This is a genomic window from Streptomyces sp. NPDC034103 (assembly GCF_055575395.1).
This window is the reverse complement of sequence record NZ_JBVISS010000003.1, coordinates 223,982-241,244: the sequence shown is the minus strand read 5'-3', so window position 1 is coordinate 241,244 and position 17,263 is coordinate 223,982. Positions and strand designations below refer to the sequence as shown.

Sequence of the window (17,263 nt, the reverse complement as noted above, 5' to 3'; positions counted from 1 at the left end):
TTCTTTCACCCGGGTCTGGACGAGAGCGCACGGGGCAGGTCGCTCGAAATGCTGGATGCCGGGCTGGTGAAGCTGCCGGATGCATTTCTGGGTATGCCTTCAAGAGCATCACGAGACGCCGCTCCCCCCTGGAGTGTCACCGTGTTGGTTCTGTCGCGCTTTGAGCGCCTGGTTTGACGACGCTGTTCGGTCGAGCATGCCTGGTCTGCATATCTGAAGGGAGCCTCATGATGTTGCGTCCACCTGATGCGGAGGGGGTTAATAGTGGCTTGAATAGTGCGAAAATGGGTCATGTCGCCTCTGAAGCGCGGGAGTTGACGTGACTCGCGCCGCGCTCGAGGACTGCGCGTATCTGGTCCGTGAGCAAGGCTCGGCCGGTTCGGAGCGGGAGGAGGGAACCGGACTTCGCGAATCGACGGCGTCGTCGGGTAGGGCGTGGTCGTCAGTAACTTGTTGCATCCCGACGCGGGACGCCGTGGAGAAATGGGGGCATACCCCTGGTTTCCCTCGGTCACAGGAGGGGGAGCCGTGTTGCGGAGCAGGTCCGGGCCGCGCATAGTTGCGGAGCCGTAGGGGTGTGTCCGTGCCACAAGCGCGCGCATGCCGGGCACGAGAGGCTGGATGCGGGGGTGGGCTGGGCAATGGCCGGGCACGGGACGGACGAGCACCCACACGGTGCTGACCGACTGTGCGAGGCCGGGGATCGCGTGTATTCCCGGGCCGTACGGCGTGGACGCGTGCCCCGCGAGGACGCCGAACCAGTGCCCTGTCTGCTGGAGCTGGCGCTGCTGCACCCGGACCCCGACGACATGGACTGGCTCGTGCCGACCTCCCCGCAGGAGGTGATGACACGGCTGCTGCGCGGGGTCCACGAGGAAGTGAGCGCCAGTCAACGGCGGATGGGCTCGGCGGTGGCCGCCTTCGAGTGGTACGCGGGGCTCGCGCCGGAGCGGTCCTCGGCCGCCGAGGGCTCCTCGATCCGCGTGCTCGACGGCCTCTCCCGGATCCAGGCCGCGATGGACGCGGCGACGGAGGCGTGCACGACGGAGGTCCTGACCGTCCAGCCGGGCGGCATCCGGCCCGAGCACGAGCTGACGGAGGGCCTGCACCGGGCGCTGGCGCTGCGCGGCCGCGGGGTGCGGATGCGGGACCTGTACACCCACGTGGCACGGCACGGCCAGGGCCTGCTGAACTACCTGGAGCTGATGGGCCAGGCGGTGGAGGCCAGGACCCTCGACGAGGTCATCGACCGGCTGATCCTCTTCGACCGCACGGTCGCCTTCATCCCGGCCAGCCCGGACCGCACCCTCGCCCTGGAGCTGCGCCACCCGGCCCTGGTCGGCTTTCTCGCGACGGTCTTCGAGCGGCTGTGGCGCCTGGCCATCCCGCTGACCGCCCCGCTGCCCGACACCGGCATCGAGGGCATCTCCCACCGGGAGCAGTCCATCGCCGCGCTGCTGGCGGAGGGCCACCAGGACGCGGTCATCGCCGAGCGACTCGGCATCAGCGTGCGCACCTGCCGCGCGCACATCGCCCGTCTGTCGGAGACCCTCGGCGCGGCCAGCCGTACCCAACTGGGCGTGCGGATCGCCCAGGTCGGCCTCGACGGCCCGTCGCGCTCCGCGGAGATCGCCGGCGTCGCGATCCCCGAGCAGGGTTCCCCGACCGTCCGATGAGACGGCCGAACCGACGGGCGCGGTCCGGCGGGGGCGGCCTGTTCGGGGCGATCCGGTGGAGATCCAGGCCCCGCGGCGCACGGTTCCTCCACACCGTCTCCCTGGTGTGGAGGCCGGATCACTCCAGTGCCCCCTCCTGCTTCAGGAGGCCGGATTCCGCTATGAGGTAGCCCAGTTGCGCCCGGCTCCCGCTGCCCAGGGCGGTGGCGAGCTTGGCGATGTGGGCCCGGCAGGTGCGCACGTTCATGCCCAGGCGGCGGGCGATCGCCTCGTCGACATGGCCCTCGACGAGCAGCTTGGCGATGGAGTGCTGGATCTCGGTGATGCCGTCGGGGGCGGTCTCGTAGGGGGCGCCCGCGCTCAGCGGAACCGCTCGGGACCAGATGAACTCGAAGACCTTGATCAGGTAGCGGACGAGCCCCGGGTGGCGGAGTTCGAGGGCGACCTCCCCGTCGTCGCGAGTGGGGATGAACGCCACCGTCTCGTCGCAGATGATCAGCCGTTCGACCAGTTCGTCGATGGTGCGGTACTCCACCTTGCCGTCGGTGAACTGGGCCACGTAGGCGAGCGTCTCCGGGCTGTAGCGCGCCGGGTGCTGGTACAGGGTCCGGATGCGGCAGCCGCGTTCGACCAGGGGCCGGTCGCGCTCGAGCCCCTGGGAGAGGGTGTGCTCCAGCCGGCGGCGCATCGGCTGGATCGTGAGCATCTCGGTCTGGCACTGGGCGGTGGCCAGATCGAGCGCCGCGTTGATCCGCTCGATGCCCTCGAGCACGGTGATCGAGTGCGTGGTCGCGGTCGCCTGGGCGCTCAGCGCCATGAACGGCTCGAAAGCGTCGGCGAGTTCGATGGACTGCCGCCTGCGCTGCGTGATCTCGTGTTCGATCGGGTTGAGACGCTGGGCCAGGGCGATGGAGGGCGGAACGGGACGCAGCCAGTTGGCGTCGTCGGGGTCGGGGTGCAGAAGGGCGAACTCCATCAGGCACGGGGCGGGCGCCACGTCCGCACGGGCGATCCGTCCCGTGCGGAGAGCGTTCTCATAAAGACGGCGGCCCTCCTCGCACAGCTCAGTCAACGCATGAGGATGTGCCCGTTTAGTCTCGTTTGCTGCCAAATCTCCACCCCCCAGGGTCCTGAACGTGCAGGAACATGATGCATCGATTGTGTGGCCATGACGTGCCCGAATGGGCCATCGTCTTACTCAGCGGGGGAGAGGTGACCTTCAAATGAGGACGAAGCCGACTATGTATAAGAGAATGCTTCGCTCGGTGCTTGCCGCCGCCTTCTCCACCGTCGTGGCCGTCGGAGTGCTGAGCGGTTTCGCGGGGACACAGGGCGACAGCGCGCAGGACAGCACCTGGCGCGGGACGACGGTGACGGCCGCCGGCCTCGGCGACAGCACGTGGCGGATCGTCGCGGCCGACAAGCCGGCCGACAGCACCTGGGGCACGGACGACAGCACCTGGGCCGTCGAGTCATGACCACGCCTCCCGACGACCGGTCCTTCCGTCGCGAGATGGCCACGGCCTACCGCTCCGGCTGGCACTTCATCGACCTGGTCACCGCGATCCCCCACGCCGGTGACTCGCTGATGGTGACCGTCTTCGGAGAGCCGGTCGTCGTCACGCGGGACGAGGACGAGGACGTACGGGCGTACCGGTGTCTGCGGCGGCCTCGGGGGGCGCCGCAGCCTGTGCGGTGTGCCATCCGGTACGGAATGATCTTTGTGAATCTGGACCAACGAGACCACCGGCTGGTGGAACCTGAATCCCCCACCCATCGGGCCATCCCAGCCACCCCCCGCAGTGCCTGACGCGATTCCCCCGTCGTAACAGATCGCGCAGGTACTTCCCCCCGCAGCGGCGTCACCGTGACCTGAACACGGTGACCCCGCTGCAGTTTTCGGCGACATTTCCGGGTATCCGCCCTATCGGCCTCTGGCCGAAAGAGATCGCTCACGCGTTGTCCGTGTGCCCCAGGGCCCGGGTCACCTCGATCTCGATCACCACCCGCGCGGGATTCGGCCGCGGCACGCGTTCGTAGCGCTCCGCGTACCGCCGCTCCGCCTCCGCGACCCGCTCCGGCTCGGTGCGGACGCGGGCCCGCCCCTCCAGCGTGGCCCAGTACCGGCCCGCCGTCTGGCACACGGCCACCCGTGCCCCGTCGGCCCCGGCCGCCAGCACGTTCAGCGCCTTGCGGCTCGATCCGCTGGTGATCACCCGGGCGAGCCGGGCCTCGGCGTCGTAGGTCACCCCGACCGGCACGACGTGCGGGCTGCCGTCCGGGCGCAGGGTCGTCAGGGTGCACAGGTGCCGTTCCCGCCAGAAGCTGAGGTACGGCTCCGGGAGGGCCGCGAGGTCCTGGGTACGCGTCGTCATGGCCCGGAAGGTAGTCCCTGAATGCCTCCCGTTCACACCTTGAGTGGAATAGACTCAACTTTGTGTACGTTGACTGAGTCAGGCCAAGGGAGCCGACACCGAGGAGGAGTACGGACACGTGGACGCCGAGCTGACCAACCGGAGCCGGGACGCGATCAACGCGGCCGAGAAGCGCGCCGCCGCCGCGGGGCACGCCGACCTCACCCCCGCTCACCTGCTGCTGGCTCTGCTCCAGGGCCAGGACAACGAGAACATCGTCGACCTGCTGGCCGCCGTCGAGGCCGACCAGGCCGCCGTGCGCGCGGGCGCCGAGAAGGTGCTCGGCACGCTGCCCAGCGTGGCCGGCTCCACCGTCGCGCCCCCGCAGCCCAGCCGTGACCTGCTCGCCGTCGTCGCGGACGCGGGCGCCCGCGCCAAGGACCTCGGCGACGAGTACCTTTCCACCGAGCACCTGCTCATCGGCATCGCCGCAAAGGGCGGCCAGGCCGCGGACGTACTCTCCTCGCAAGGAGCGAACGCCAGGACGTTGCAGGAGGCGTTCCGCAAGGCCAGGGGAGGACGCCGGGTGACCACACCCGATCCGGAGGGGCAGTACAAGGCCCTGGAGAAGTTCGGTACGGATTTCACCGCCGCCGCACGCGAGGGCAAGCTCGACCCCGTCATCGGGCGCGACCAGGAGATCCGGCGGGTCGTGCAGGTGCTGTCCCGGCGGACCAAGAACAACCCCGTCCTCATCGGCGAGCCCGGCGTCGGCAAGACCGCCGTCGTCGAGGGGCTCGCCCAGCGGATCGTGAAGGGGGACGTGCCCGAGTCCCTCAAGAACAAGCGGCTCGTCGCCCTCGACCTGGGCGCCATGGTCGCCGGGGCCAAGTACCGCGGCGAGTTCGAGGAGCGGCTGAAGACCGTCCTCGCCGAGATCAAGGACTCCGACGGGCAGATCATCACCTTCATCGACGAGCTGCACACCGTCGTGGGCGCCGGAGCGGGCGGCGACTCGGCCATGGACGCCGGGAACATGCTCAAGCCCATGCTCGCCCGCGGTGAGCTGCGCATGGTCGGCGCGACCACCCTGGACGAGTACCGGGAGCGGATCGAGAAGGACCCGGCGCTGGAGCGGCGTTTCCAGCAGGTGCTGGTGGCCGAGCCCACCGTCGAGGACACCATCGCGATCCTGCGCGGACTCAAGGGCCGCTACGAGGCCCACCACAAGGTCCAGATCGCCGACGCCGCGCTCGTGGCCGCCGCCACCCTCTCCGACCGGTACATCACCTCCCGCTTCCTCCCCGACAAGGCCATCGACCTCGTCGACGAGTCCGCCTCCCGGCTGCGCATGGAGATCGACTCCTCGCCCCTGGAGATCGACGAGCTCCAGCGCGCCGTCGACCGGCTGAAGATGGAGGAGCTCGCCCTGGTCAAGGAGACCGACCCGGCCTCCCGCGAGCGCCTGGAACGGCTGCGCCGCGACCTCGCCGACAAGGAGGAGGAGCTGCGCGGCCTGACCGCCCGCTGGGAGAAGGAGAAGCAGTCCCTCAACCGGGTCGGTGAACTCAAGGAGAAGCTCGACGAGTTGCGCGGCCAGGCCGAACGCGCCCAGCGCGACGGCGACTTCGACACCGCCAGCAAGCTGCTGTACGGCGAGATCCCCACCCTGGAGCGGGACTTGGCCGAAGCCTCCCAGGCCGAGGAGGAGGTCTCCAAGGACACCATGGTCAAGGAGGAGGTCGGCCCGGACGACATCGCCGACGTCGTCGCCGCCTGGACCGGCATCCCCGCCGGGCGCCTCCTGGAGGGCGAGACCCAGAAACTCCTGCGCATGGAGGAGGAGTTGGGGCGTCGGCTCATCGGCCAGACGGAGGCCGTGCAGGCCGTCTCCGACGCCGTACGCCGCACCCGGGCCGGTATCGCCGACCCGGACCGCCCGACCGGCTCCTTCCTCTTCCTGGGCCCGACGGGCGTCGGCAAGACCGAACTCGCCAAGGCCCTCGCCGACTTCCTCTTCGACGACGAGCGGGCCATGGTCCGCATCGACATGTCGGAGTACGGCGAGAAGCACAGCGTGGCCCGGCTGGTCGGCGCGCCTCCCGGCTACATCGGCTACGAGGAGGGCGGCCAGCTCACGGAGGCGGTGCGCCGGCGCCCGTACTCCGTGGTCCTGCTGGACGAGGTGGAGAAGGCACACCCCGAGGTCTTCGACGTGCTGCTCCAGGTGCTGGACGACGGACGCCTTACGGACGGTCAGGGCCGCACGGTCGACTTCCGCAACACGATCCTGGTGCTCACCTCGAACCTCGGCAGCCAGTTCCTGGTCGACCCGATCACCAGCGAGCAGGAGAAGAAGGAACAGGTCCTGGAGGTGGTCCGCACCGCTTTCAAGCCGGAGTTCCTCAACCGCCTGGACGACCTGGTCGTCTTCTCGGCCCTGTCGAAGGACGAGCTGGGCCGGATCGCCCGGCTCCAGATCGACCGGCTGGCCAAGCGCCTCGCGGAACGCCGCCTGACCCTGGTGGTCACCGACGAGGCCCTGGACTGGCTCGCCCGCGAGGGCAACGACCCGGCCTACGGCGCCCGCCCGCTGCGCCGCCTCGTCCAGAGCGCCATCGGCGACCGGCTCGCCAAGGAGATCCTCTCCGGCGAGGTCAAGGACGGCGACACGGTCCGCGTGGACACCTTCGGCGACGGGCTGATCGTGGGCCCCGCCACGGGCAAGACGCTCTGACCCGGTGAGCGGCAGGGGCCTTTTCGCGCCCCACCGACCGGTTCCTGTCAGCTGACGGCTGACAGGCGCCGTCGGGGTTGCCACCCCCCTCCCCGTATGGGGGAGGATGGCGGAATCCGTACGAAGGGAAAATCACGGTGACCATCGACCCGTCCTCGATTCCGAACTTCGGGGGCCAGCCCGAGCCGCAGCCCCAAGGGCCGGCGGGCCCCGTCGTCCCGGATCAGGACCTCGTGAAGCAGCTCCTGGATCAGATGGAGCTGAAGTATGTCGTCGACGAAGAGGGCGACCTCGCGGCGCCGTGGGAGCAGTTCCGTACGTATTTCATGTTCCGTGGCGAGGGTGACCAGCAGGTCTTCTCGGTGCGGACGTTCTACGACCGGCCCCACAAGATCGACGAGAAGCCGCTGCTGCTGGAGTCCATCGACGACTGGAACCGGCGCACCCTGTGGCCCAAGGTCTACACGCACACCCACGACGACGGCACTGTCCGGCTGATCGGTGAGGCGCAGATGCTCATCGGCACCGGCGTCAGCCTGGAGCACTTCGTCTCCTCGACCGTGAGCTGGGTGCGTGCCGCCATCGAGTTCGACAAGTGGCTCGTCGAGCAGCTCGGCCTCGAGCAGGAGGTCAACGACTCGGAGCAGCCCGAGGGCGACGAGGAGTAGTCCCCGGCTACAGGGGCGTGTCGGCCAGTACGACCAGATACGCGCCGTAGCCGAACGAGAGCCCGGCCAGGGCGCCGGCCACCACGGCCGCGTGCCAGGGCCGGGCTCTCGCCGTGCGCGCCAGCGCCCGCGCGAGCGGCAGCAGCAGCGGGAACGCCGGAAGCAGGAAGCGGGGCTTGGACTCGAAGAAGCCCGAGCCGCCGAGGGTGATCAGGAGCAGGACGCCGCTGTAGACCAGCAGGGGCAGCGGGGGACGGTCGAGGAGCAGCAGGGCGTACAGGACGACCGCGGCCGCGACGATCAGCAGGGCCATCGGGTGGAGCATGCGGTCGTCCCGCAGGAGCAGGTGGCGCACGAAGCGCAGGGAGCCCCGGCCGAAGTCGAAGCGTGAGCCCCACAGGCGCTGCACCTCGAAGTAGCCGCCGAGCGGGTCGCCCTTGCGGTGGCCGACCCACAGGACGTACGCGCACCAGCCGAGCGGGGCGAGCGCGGCGCCCGTCCACAGCCTGTGGGTAACTTTTCCGCGCCGCCGGACGATCTCGTACGCCGCCGTCACCAGGACCGCCGCGGCGACCGCGAACCCGTTCGGCCGAGCCAGCCCCGCCAGCGTGGCCAGCGCCCCCGCCCACAGCCAGCGGCCGGTGAGCACGGCGTACAGCGACCAGGCGGCGAACGCGGTCAGCACCGGTTCGGTGTACGCCATCGACAGCACCACCGAGTGCGGCAGCAGGCCCCAGAGCAGGACGAGGGCGGCGGCCACCGCCCGGCCGTGCAGGCGCAGCCCCACGGCGTAGAGGCCGGCGGCGGCCACGACGGCGGCGGCCCAGGCGATCAGCAGGCCCGCCGCGCCGCCGCCGAGCGCGGTCAGCGTCGTCACCGCGCGGATCAGCGTCGGGTAGAGCGGGAAGAACGCGAGGTCGCTGAAGACGAGGTCGGGGCGCAGGTGCAGGGTGCGGCCGTAGCCGTGCTCGGCGATGCCCAGGTACCACCGGGAGTCCCAGGACCGGGCGAGCAGGGTGAGGGGCCGCTGCCCGGTGGCCCGGGCGGTCGCGGCGAGCACGGCGGCGCCGGTGAGGCGGGCGAGCACGAACAGGCCGAGCGCCGTACCGAGCGTCGCCGCGCGGGAGACGCGCGGGGCGGTCCGTCCGGTGGGACCGGGCGGTGTGACGGAGGACGGCGCGAGGGAGGCGTCGAGGGTACGGGCGTGAGTCACACCCGCACATTGCAGGGTGAACGGGATAAACGCGAGCATTCGACAGCCGTGCGGGTACGGGTTCCCGGCGCCCGGCGTGGCGACGTGACTCCGCTCAGGGACCCGCCGGGTCCGTCACGGCCGACGGGCGCAGCAGTTCCTCCACGTCCGAGGCGCAGCCGCCGCACCCCGTGGTCGCCCTGGTCCGGCGGGCGACGGCGGCCAGGTCGGGCGCCCCGTCGGCCCGGCAGCGCAGCAGCGCGCCCTTGGTGACCCCGTTGCACTGGCAGACCACCGCGTCGTCCGGGAGCGCCGCCGGACCGCCCGCCGGGGCGCCCGTGGTGTCGGCGAGCTCGGGGAAGAGCAGCAGCCTGCGGTCGCGGGGCGCCGTCTCCCGGCGGTCGAAGAGCCGGGTGACGATCCCGGCCGTCGCGGTGTCGCCGAGCAGCACCGCGCCGGTGACCCGGTCGTCCCGCAGCACGATCCGCTGGTAGACGCCCCGCCGGCTGTCGGTGTACGTCACGACCTCGCGCCCCGGGTCCGGCTCGTCCCCGCTGTCCGGGTCGCCCAACGCCGCGAGGTCGATGCCCGCCGCCTTGAGCCGGGCCACCGGCGGGGCGGGCCGGTAGGGGCGGCCCTCGGGGTCGCCGGTCAGTGCCGCGGCCGCGGTCCTCGCCTGGTCCCAGGCCGAGGAGACCAGCCCGGAGACGGTGCCGGCGTGCTCGGCGCAGTCACCGACGGCGTACACGGCCGGGTCGTCGGTGCGCATCCACGCGTCGACCAGCACCCCACGGCTCGTGGCGAGCCCCGCGGACCGGGCGAGGGCGATGTCGGGCCGGGTGCCGCACGCCACGACCAGCAGGTCCCCGGGGACGGTCCGGCCGTCGGCGAGCTCGACCCCGGTGAACCGCGCACCGCGCTGCCCGCCGACCACGTCGATCCCGGTGAGCACGTCGATGCCCAGTCCCCCCAGGGTTCCGGCCAGGACCCGTGCGGCGGGCCCGTCGAGCTGGCGTTCCATCAGGTGCGGGGCGGCGTGCAGCACGGTGACGTCCAGTCCGCGCTGGGCCAGTCCCCGCGCGGCCTCCACGCCGAGCAGCCCGCCGCCCAGGACGAGCGCGCGGGCCCCCGGCACGGCGAGCCGCATGATCCGCCGGCAGTCGTCGAGGGTGCGGAAGGGCACCACACCGGGCACGAGTGCGCCGTCGTCGCGCACGATCCGCTTCAGCGGCGGCACGAACGGCGCGCTGCCGGTGGCCAGCACCAGCCGGTCGTACGTCAGGACGTCCCCGCCGTCGAGGGTCACCGTCCGCCGGGGCCGGTCCAGGGCGACCGCCGCCCTGCCGGCGAGCACCCGGACGCCGGATGGCAGGGCGGGCAGCCCGATGGACTCCTCGGTGGCCCGCCCGGCCAGCAGGTTGGTGAGCAGGACCCGGTTGTAGGCGTGCCGCGGCTCACCGCCGACGACCGTGATCCGCAGGTCCGCGGCGCGCCGGTGGGTCTCCTCCGCGACCCGGTGGCCCGCCATGCCGTTGCCGATGATCACTATGTGCGTCGGCGTCATCCCACACGCTCCAGTCGTACCGCGCTGACCTTGAACTCCGGCATCCGCGACACCGGGTCGAGCGCGTCGCCCACCACCGAGTTCACCCGCTGCCGCCCGCCCCAGTGGAACGGCATGAACAGGGTGTCCGGGGGCACCGCCGAGGTGAGCCTGGCGGCCGCCTCGGTGCTGCCCCGCCGGCTCACCAGCCGCACCCGGTCCCCGGCGGTGATGCCGTGCCGGGCGGCGAGATCGGGGTGGATCTCCACCTGCGGGCCGCGGACGGCGGCGGCCAGCTCCGGGACGCGGCGGGTCTGCGCACCGCTCTGGTAGTGCTGCATGATCCGCCCGGTGGTCAGGTGCAGGGGGTAGCGCTCGTCCGGCTCCTCCGCCGGCGGCGTGTGGTGCACGGCGACGAAGCGGGCCCTGCCGTCGGGGTGGGCGAAGGCGTCCAGGAACAGCCGGGGGGTGCCCCCGTTCGGTGCGGCGCCCTCGGGGCTGGGCCAGAAGACCCCGCCCTCGGCGTCGATACGGTCGTAGGTGATCCCCGAATAGTCCGCGGGGCCCCCGGCGGCGGCCCGCCCCAGCTCCGCGAAGACCTCGGGCGCGCTGTCGGAGAAGCCGGTGGGGCGGCCGAGCCGACGGCTCAGCTCGCTGATGATCCACAGGTCGGTGCGGACGCCCGCGGGCGGCGCGACCGCGCGGCGCCGACGGATGACACGGCCCTCCAGGTTGGTCATCGTGCCGTCTTCCTCCGCCCACTGCGCCGTGGGCAGCACGACGTCGGCGAGCGCGGCGGTCTCGCTGAGCACGGGGTCCGCGACCACCAGCAGGTCCAGGCCGCGCAGCCGCCGTTCCACCAGGCCCGCGTGGGGCGCCGAGACGACCGGGTTGCTCCCGAACAGCAGCAGGCCGCGCGGCCCGCCCGCGGTGCCGAGGGAGCTGAGCAGCTCGTACGCGCTGACGCCGGGACCCGGCAGGGAGTCGGCGGGCACGCCCCACACCCCGGCCACATGGGCACGCGCCCGGGGGTCGTCGATCCGGCGGTAGCCGGGGAGCTGGTCCGCCTTCTGCCCGTGCTCGCGGCCCCCCTGCCCGTTGCCCTGCCCGGTCAGGCACCCGTACCCGGACCCCTCCCGGCCGGGCAGGCCGAGCGCCAGCGCCAGGTTGACGAACGCGCTGACCGTGTCCGTGCCGTTGCGGTGCTGCTCGGCGCCGCGGGCGGTGAGCACCAGGGCCCGCGCGGCACCCGCGAGGAGCCGCACGGCACGGTACTGGTCGGCGACCGGGACGCCGGTGATCCGCTCGACGTGCTCGGGCCAGTAGGTGGCGACGGCCTCCCGTACGGCGGTGAAGCCCTCGGTGCGCTCGGCGACGTACGCCTCGTCGACGAGCCCCTCGGCCACCGCGATGTGCAGCAGGCCGTTGGCCAGGGCGAGATCGGTGCCCGGAGCGGGACGCAGATGCAGATCCGCGCGGGCGGCGGTGGCGGTGCGCCGCGGGTCCACGACCACCAGGGCGCCGCCCGCGGCCCGCGCGGCGTCCAGGTGGCGGACGAAGGGCGGCATGGTCTCGGCGGGGTTGGCGCCGACCAGGAGCAGCGCGTCGGCCCGGCCCACGTCGGAGAGCGGGAACGGCAGGCCCCGGTCGAGGCCGAAGGCGCGCAGCCCGGCCGCGGCGGCCGAGGACATGCAGAACCGGCCGTTGTAGTCGATGTTCGCCGTGCCCAGCGTGACGCGCGCGAACTTGCCGAGCAGGTACGCCTTCTCGTTGGTCAGCCCCCCGCCGCCGAACACCGCGACGGCGTCCCGGCCGCTGCCCCGCTGGATCTCCCGCACCCCGGCGACCACGCGCGCGAGCGCCTCGTCCCAGCCGGCCTCCTCCAGTTCACCGCCCGGTTCGCGCCGGACGAGCGGCGTGGTGAGCCGGCGCCCGGGTGCGAGCAGCTCCGCCGCGGTCCAGCCCTTGCGGCACAGGCCGCCCTGGTTGGTGGGGAAGTCGCGGGGGGTGACGGTGGGGCGGCCGGTGTCGTCGGTGCGCAGCCACATGGCGCACTGGAGCGCGCAGTACGGGCAGTGGGTGGCGGTGCCCCGCTCGCCGGGGCCGGTCACCGGTTCGCGCTCACTCATCCCCGGTCCGCTTCATGTGGTTCCCCCAGCGCTCGTGGTCGGCCCCTCGGACGACCCGGCCCGGCTCCTGCGAGGCCGGTGCCTCCTCCCACGGTGGCGGCCCCGGCTCCGGTCCCGCCTGTGAGCCGCTGGAGAAGCTCTCGCGCCTTGGGCGAGCGGGCCGCCGACGCGACCGGGGGTGCGGGCACGCCGAGGGACCCCGCGGGCCGGACGGCGGCGAGGTGGCGAGGGTGGCGAGAGTGGGCGACCGGGCCGGGCCGGGCCGAACGGCTCGGGACGGCGGGGCATCCCAAGGGCGGTCGGGGCGGCCGTGCGGCGGCGCCCGGCCGGTCGGGGTGGGCCCTACGCCCGGCGTTGCAGGCGGGCTGAGGCCTCGCGCAGGATGTCGTCCTGCTTGCAGAAGGCGAAGCGGACCTGGCTGCGGCCGGCCTGCTTGTCGTCGTAGAAGACGGAGTTGGGGACGGCGACCACGCCGGAGCGTTCCGGCAGGCCGCGGCAGTAGGCGAGGGCGTCCTGCTCGCCGAGGGGGGCGATGTCGGTGGTGATGAAGTACGTGCCCTGCGGGCGGAACACCTCGAAGCCCGCCGCCGCGAGCCCCTCGGAGAGGATGTCCCGCTTGGCGCGCAACTGCTCACGGAAGCCGGTGAAGTAGCTGTCCGGCAGCCGCAGCGCCTCCGCGATCGCGTACTGGAACGGCCCGGACGACACATACGTCAGGAACTGCTTCGCCGTGCGGACGGCCGCCACCAGCGGCGCGGAGGCGGTGATCCAGCCGACCTTCCAGCCGGTGAAGGAGAAGGTCTTGCCCGCGGAGGAGATGGAGACCGTACGGTCGCGCATCCCCGGCAGCGAGATGAGCGGGACGTGCTCGGCGTCGTCGTACGTCAGATGCTCGTACACCTCGTCCGTCACCACGATCAGGTCGCGCTCCACCGCCAGTTCGGCGATGGCGGTCAGCTCCTCGCGCGTGAGCACCATCCCGGTCGGGTTGTGCGGCGAGTTGAGCAGCAGCAGACGCGTGCGGTCGGTCACCGCGGCCCGCAGCGCGTCGAGGTCCGGGCGGAAGTCGGGCGCGCGCAGCGTCAGCGGGACGCGCCGGGCGCCGGCGAGGCTGATGCAGGCCGCGTAGGAGTCGTAGTACGGCTCGAAGGCGATGACCTCGTCCCCCGGCTCCAGCAGCGCGAGCATCGCGGCGGCGATGGCCTCGGTGGCGCCCGCGGTGACCAGGACCTCGGTGTCGGGGTCGAAGGTCAGGCCGTAGAAGCGGCGCTGGTGGTCGGTGACCGCGGTGCGCAGTTCGGGGACGCCGGGCCCCGGCGGGTACTGGTTGCCCCGCCCGTCGCGCAGCGCCCGCACCGCCGCCTCCCGCACGGCCTCGGGGCCGTCGGTGTCGGGGAAGCCCTGGCCGAGGTTGATGGCCCCGGTGCGCACCGCCAGTGCCGACATCTCCGCGAAGATCGTCGTGCCGAATCCGTCCAGCCTGCTGTTCAGCAGCGCCCTGTCGCCCATGTCCTCGCCCACTCCTCGCGCGTGTCGCGGCCGTCGGCACCCACACCGTCTTCCCGCCGGTGAAGGAGAGGCCGTGCCGGCCATCCTGCGCCCAAGCTCTGGAGTTGCTCAACTCTGCTTTGGCCGTCGACGCAGGAGGGCATCTCCCCGGCACGCACAACGCGAGGCGCCCACGGGGGGTCGTCTCGGGGAAACGGAAGGAGGGTGACGCCATGGTCATCGGCATCATCCTGGCGTTCGTCGGCATCGTGTTCGTGGTGTGCATCATCGCGGCGGTCACCAGCAACAACTCCCACGGCACTCGCGCCCGCCGGGTTTCGCGCGGCGGCGGCAGCAGCAGCGCCGCCGGCGGCGGCAGCTGGTGGGCCGACAGCGGCTCCAGCGGCTCCTCGTGCGGCTCCTCCAGCTCCTCCTGCGGGAGCAGCTCGTCCTGCGGGGGCGGGAGCAGCGGTGGCGGAGGCGGTTGCGGCGGTGGTGGTGGCTGCGGAGGCGGCAGCTGAGCCGCGGACAGCGGGGGATGGGGGACGGCGGTAACGGGGTGACGGGGCAGCGGGGGCGACGGCGGGGGGTCGTCGTCCCGCGGAGGGGGAGGCGGGGGCGGATGCGGTGCAGGCAGCTGACACGGGGCAGCTGAGCTTCCCGCATCCGGAACACGGGAGCCGGGCCCGCACGGGGGTGGGGCCCGGCTCCCGCTGTGCCGCGCGCGTCCCGGTGCTCCGGCGCACGCCCTGGCGGGCATGGCGTGCGCCGTGGTTGAACAGTTGAACTGAGGGGCCCTCTGAGGGATGGAAACCCCACGAACTTGGGTAAAAACGCTGTGTCGGCGCCACAGTTCATGATTCTCTCTAAATCACCTGACTCGGCGGTCCTTCGGACGCCCCAGAGCCACTCCTGCTGACCTTTCCGACCGGGTCGACCGGGCCGAATCCCCGCCCGTGTCACCCGGGTGCGCCGGAACACCTCCCTCTCCTTTCTTTGCGTGCTTGCGGAGCCGATCCATGCTCACGACCCTTAACACCTCGTACACCGACACGCGCGCGGCCGACCTCGCCTGGGCTTTGGGGCGCGAGCCGCTTCCCGCACTGGCCACGCTCGACCTCGTCCTCGACGGGGCGAGACTGGAGCTGAGACTTCTCGGGGCGTCCCACCAGGTCCTCCTGGAGGAGGAGCGGGGCACCTGTTCGGAGACGGTGGCATGCATCGCCGGCAGCAGCACCCCGCTGCCGCTGGGCGTCGCCAAGCGGATCGGCGACTGGGAGTACGAGTTCGCGGCCCGGGTGGAGGTCCTGTCACCGGATCAGTTCGCGGGCCGTGCCCAGGAGTTGCTGGCCCTCGTCTCCGACCACCCGCACGGCCTGGCCGGCGTCTTCCCGGGCAGCCCGCACGCCTTCACCGCGCTGCTCGCCCAGCGCCACGAGGACCAGGTGCTGTGGCGCACCTGGCACGCCTACCCCCAGGACGGACAGCTGGTGACGACCAGGACCCGGGTGGGGGTACGGGTCCCGGCGAGCCGGCTCAGCACGTCGGGCGTCTGACCGGGACGTCCGACGCGCACGTCCTGAACGGGTTGTGGGCTCCCACCCCACACCCCGCGCGCCCAAAACCGCGCACGCCCGAACCTCGCGCCCCTCCGAACCCCGCGCGCAACACCCGCCCGCCAAACCCCTCAGCGTCCTCCTGGCTCTCATTTCCACACGTGTGGGTGACGAAGCGTGCACCGTGCGTGACGTACCGTCGCAAGGTGATCGAACACCACGCGCCCGCCCCACCCGGCACCACGCCGCCCTGGGCCGGGCCCGCGCGGCTTCCCGTACGGCCCGGGATCGGCAGGTTCCTGGTGCTCGCGGGCGTATTCGTCTGCGCCGCGTGCGGACTGGTGTACGAACTCGAACTGGTCGCCCTCGCCTCGTACCTGATCGGCGACTCGGTCACCCAGGCCTCCGTCGTGCTGTCCGTCATGGTCTTCGCGATGGGCATCGGCTCGCTCTTCGCCAAGCGGCTGCGCTGGCACGCGGCCGCCGCCTTCGGCGCGATCGAGGCCGCGCTCGCCCTCGTCGGCGGCTGCAGCGCGATGGCCCTGTACGCCGTGTTCGCCTGGACCGGAGACTGGGGAGGCGTCTGGGCCAACGGCTCGCGTTGTCTGCTGGTCGCGTTCTCGCTGGCGATCGGCCTGCTCATCGGCGCCGAGGTGCCGCTGCTGATGGAGCTGATCCAGCGCATCCGCCGCCAGGACGCCGGCGGCGCGGTGGCCGACCTGTTCGCGGCGGACTATGTCGGCGCCCTCGTCGGCGGCCTCGCCTTCCCCTTCCTCCTGCTGCCCCTCCTGGGCCAGCTGACCGGCGCCCTGATCACCGGCACCGTGAACGCGATCGTCGGCGGCGCCCTGGTCCTCGGCCTCTTCCGCCGCGACCTGACCCGCCGGACCCGCTGGCTGCTGGTGATCACCAACCTGACCGTGCTCGGCGTCCTGGCCGCCGCCGCCGTCCTGGTCGACGACTTCGAACGGGCGGCCCGCCAGGCGGTGTACGGCCCCGACGTCCGGGTCGCCCTCCAGACCGGCGTCCAGGAGGTCGTCCTCACCGGCGGGACCCGCGGCCGCCCCCTCGACCTCTTCCTCGACGGCCGCCTGCGGGTCAGCGGCCACGACGAGCACCGGTACCACGAGGCACTGGTCCACCCCGCGATGTACGGCGAGCACGCGCGCGTGCTGATCCTCGGCGGCGGCGACGGCCTGGCCGCCCGCGAGGTGCTGCGCCATCCGGACGTCCACCGGGTGGACGTCGTCGAACTCGACGCCGTGGTGGTGCGCCTCGCCCGTGAGGACCCGGCCCTCGCCGCCCTCAACCGCCACGCGTACGCCGACGCGCGCGTGCACGTCACCACGGGCGACGCCTTCGGCTGGCTGCGGGACGCGCCGAGGAACGCCTACGACGTGGTGATCGCGGACCTGCCCGACCCGGGCATCACCGCGAGCACCAAGCTGTACTCGCAGGAGTTCTACGGCCTCGCCAGACGCGCCCTGGCCCCCGGCGGCCGGCTGGTCGTGCACGCCGGCCCGGTCTCCACCCGCGCCCGCGCCTTCTGGACCGTGGACACCACGATCCGCGCGGCGGGACTGCGGACGGCGGCCTACCGCGTACGCGGCCGCGACGCCGGTTTCGCCGCCGGGCCCGACCGGACGACAGGTGCGAGCCGGGCCCCCCAGGACTGGGGTTTCGTGCTCGCCTCGGCCGGGCCGCGTCCCGTGCTGCGGCTCGCCGACCGGGAGCCGGCGCTGCGGACGCTGACGGAGGCGGCGTTGCGGGCGGACGGCAGGGCGGCGCAGCGGACCCGGGTCGCGGACCTGAGACCGTCGACGCTGGTGCATCCGCGGTACTGACGCGCACCGGTCCGCCAGACGCGCCGTCACTTTCGACCAACCAAGGTGCACCGCGGCGCCCACTGGGTAGGCTCCG

General features: G+C 72.5%; 14 protein-coding genes. 8 read left to right on the top strand and 6 right to left on the bottom strand.

Annotation, left to right across the window (positions count from 1 at the left end):
• Positions 1 to 641: 641 nt before the first annotated feature.
• Entirely contained in the window at positions 642 to 1,676 is a 1,035-nt protein-coding gene (locus tag ACZ56U_RS07255; RefSeq protein ID WP_469083052.1) for a helix-turn-helix transcriptional regulator, read from the top strand.
• Between the two features lie 118 nt (positions 1,677 to 1,794).
• Here ACZ56U_RS07255 and ACZ56U_RS07250 read toward each other — a convergent pair whose 3' ends face one another.
• A complete protein-coding gene (locus ACZ56U_RS07250) occupies positions 1,795 to 2,748 on the bottom strand; it encodes a helix-turn-helix transcriptional regulator (RefSeq protein ID WP_391233142.1) in 954 nt (317 codons plus the stop codon).
• A gap of 181 nt (positions 2,749 to 2,929) precedes the next feature.
• Here ACZ56U_RS07250 and ACZ56U_RS07245 point away from each other — a divergent pair, with 181 nt between their 5' ends.
• Together ACZ56U_RS07245 and ACZ56U_RS07240 are read left to right on the top strand one after the other, a co-directional pair.
• On the top strand, positions 2,930 to 3,154 hold the full coding sequence (locus ACZ56U_RS07245; RefSeq protein ID WP_469083051.1) for a hypothetical protein: 225 nt from the start codon (positions 2,930 to 2,932) through the stop codon (positions 3,152 to 3,154).
• Positions 3,151 to 3,486 (top strand): hypothetical protein, encoded by a 336-nt coding sequence (locus ACZ56U_RS07240; protein WP_353692756.1) that lies wholly within the window; start codon positions 3,151 to 3,153, stop codon positions 3,484 to 3,486. The genes ACZ56U_RS07245 and ACZ56U_RS07240 overlap by 4 nt, the downstream gene beginning before the upstream one ends.
• A 142-nt stretch (positions 3,487 to 3,628) precedes the next feature.
• Here the strand turns inward: ACZ56U_RS07240 and ACZ56U_RS07235 are convergent, their stop codons facing one another.
• The gene (locus ACZ56U_RS07235) at positions 3,629 to 4,051 is read right to left on the bottom strand and encodes a pyridoxamine 5'-phosphate oxidase family protein (protein ID WP_469083050.1); all 423 of its coding nucleotides are present in this window, start codon (positions 4,049 to 4,051) and stop codon (positions 3,629 to 3,631) included.
• A 118-nt stretch (positions 4,052 to 4,169) separates the two neighbouring features.
• Between ACZ56U_RS07235 and clpB the strand changes: the two genes are divergently transcribed.
• Together clpB and ACZ56U_RS07225 are read left to right on the top strand one after the other, a co-directional pair.
• Positions 4,170 to 6,767 carry an ATP-dependent chaperone ClpB gene (gene clpB, locus ACZ56U_RS07230; protein ID WP_469083049.1) on the top strand — a complete coding sequence of 866 codons (2,598 nt, stop codon included), beginning with the start codon at positions 4,170 to 4,172 and terminating at the stop codon, positions 6,765 to 6,767.
• Positions 6,768 to 6,904: 137 nt separating this feature from the next.
• Positions 6,905 to 7,435, top strand: coding sequence for a YbjN domain-containing protein (locus ACZ56U_RS07225; RefSeq protein WP_469083048.1), 531 nt, complete (start codon positions 6,905 to 6,907; stop codon positions 7,433 to 7,435).
• Positions 7,436 to 7,442: 7 nt separating this feature from the next.
• Here ACZ56U_RS07225 and ACZ56U_RS07220 read toward each other — a convergent pair whose 3' ends face one another.
• From ACZ56U_RS07220 to ACZ56U_RS07205, 4 genes are all read right to left on the bottom strand, one after another.
• A complete protein-coding gene (locus ACZ56U_RS07220) occupies positions 7,443 to 8,648 on the bottom strand; it encodes a hypothetical protein (protein ID WP_469083047.1) in 1,206 nt (401 codons plus the stop codon).
• 94 nt (positions 8,649 to 8,742) lie between these two features.
• Positions 8,743 to 10,191 carry an FAD-dependent oxidoreductase gene (locus ACZ56U_RS07215; protein WP_469083046.1) on the bottom strand — a complete coding sequence of 483 codons (1,449 nt, stop codon included), beginning with the start codon at positions 10,189 to 10,191 and terminating at the stop codon, positions 8,743 to 8,745.
• Entirely contained in the window at positions 10,188 to 12,299 is a 2,112-nt protein-coding gene (locus ACZ56U_RS07210) for a molybdopterin oxidoreductase family protein (RefSeq protein ID WP_469083045.1), read from the bottom strand. Before ACZ56U_RS07210 ends, ACZ56U_RS07215 begins: the two co-directional genes overlap by 4 nt.
• Before the next feature lie 342 nt (positions 12,300 to 12,641).
• A complete protein-coding gene (locus ACZ56U_RS07205; protein WP_469083044.1) occupies positions 12,642 to 13,808 on the bottom strand; it encodes a pyridoxal phosphate-dependent aminotransferase in 1,167 nt (388 codons plus the stop codon).
• A gap of 212 nt (positions 13,809 to 14,020) precedes the next feature.
• On the opposite strand from ACZ56U_RS07205, the gene ACZ56U_RS07200 reads away from it, so the two are divergent.
• The 3 genes from ACZ56U_RS07200 (at position 14,021) to ACZ56U_RS07190 (ending at position 17,187) form a co-directional block, all read left to right on the top strand.
• The gene (locus ACZ56U_RS07200) at positions 14,021 to 14,308 is read left to right on the top strand and encodes a hypothetical protein (RefSeq protein ID WP_469083043.1); all 288 of its coding nucleotides are present in this window, start codon (positions 14,021 to 14,023) and stop codon (positions 14,306 to 14,308) included.
• A 498-nt stretch (positions 14,309 to 14,806) separates the two neighbouring features.
• Positions 14,807 to 15,343, top strand: coding sequence for a DUF2617 family protein (locus ACZ56U_RS07195; protein ID WP_469083042.1), 537 nt, complete (start codon positions 14,807 to 14,809; stop codon positions 15,341 to 15,343).
• 206 nt (positions 15,344 to 15,549) lie between these two features.
• Positions 15,550 to 17,187, top strand: a complete 1,638-nt coding sequence (locus tag ACZ56U_RS07190; protein WP_469083041.1) for a polyamine aminopropyltransferase — start codon at positions 15,550 to 15,552, stop codon at positions 17,185 to 17,187.
• Positions 17,188 to 17,263 lie beyond the last annotated feature (76 nt).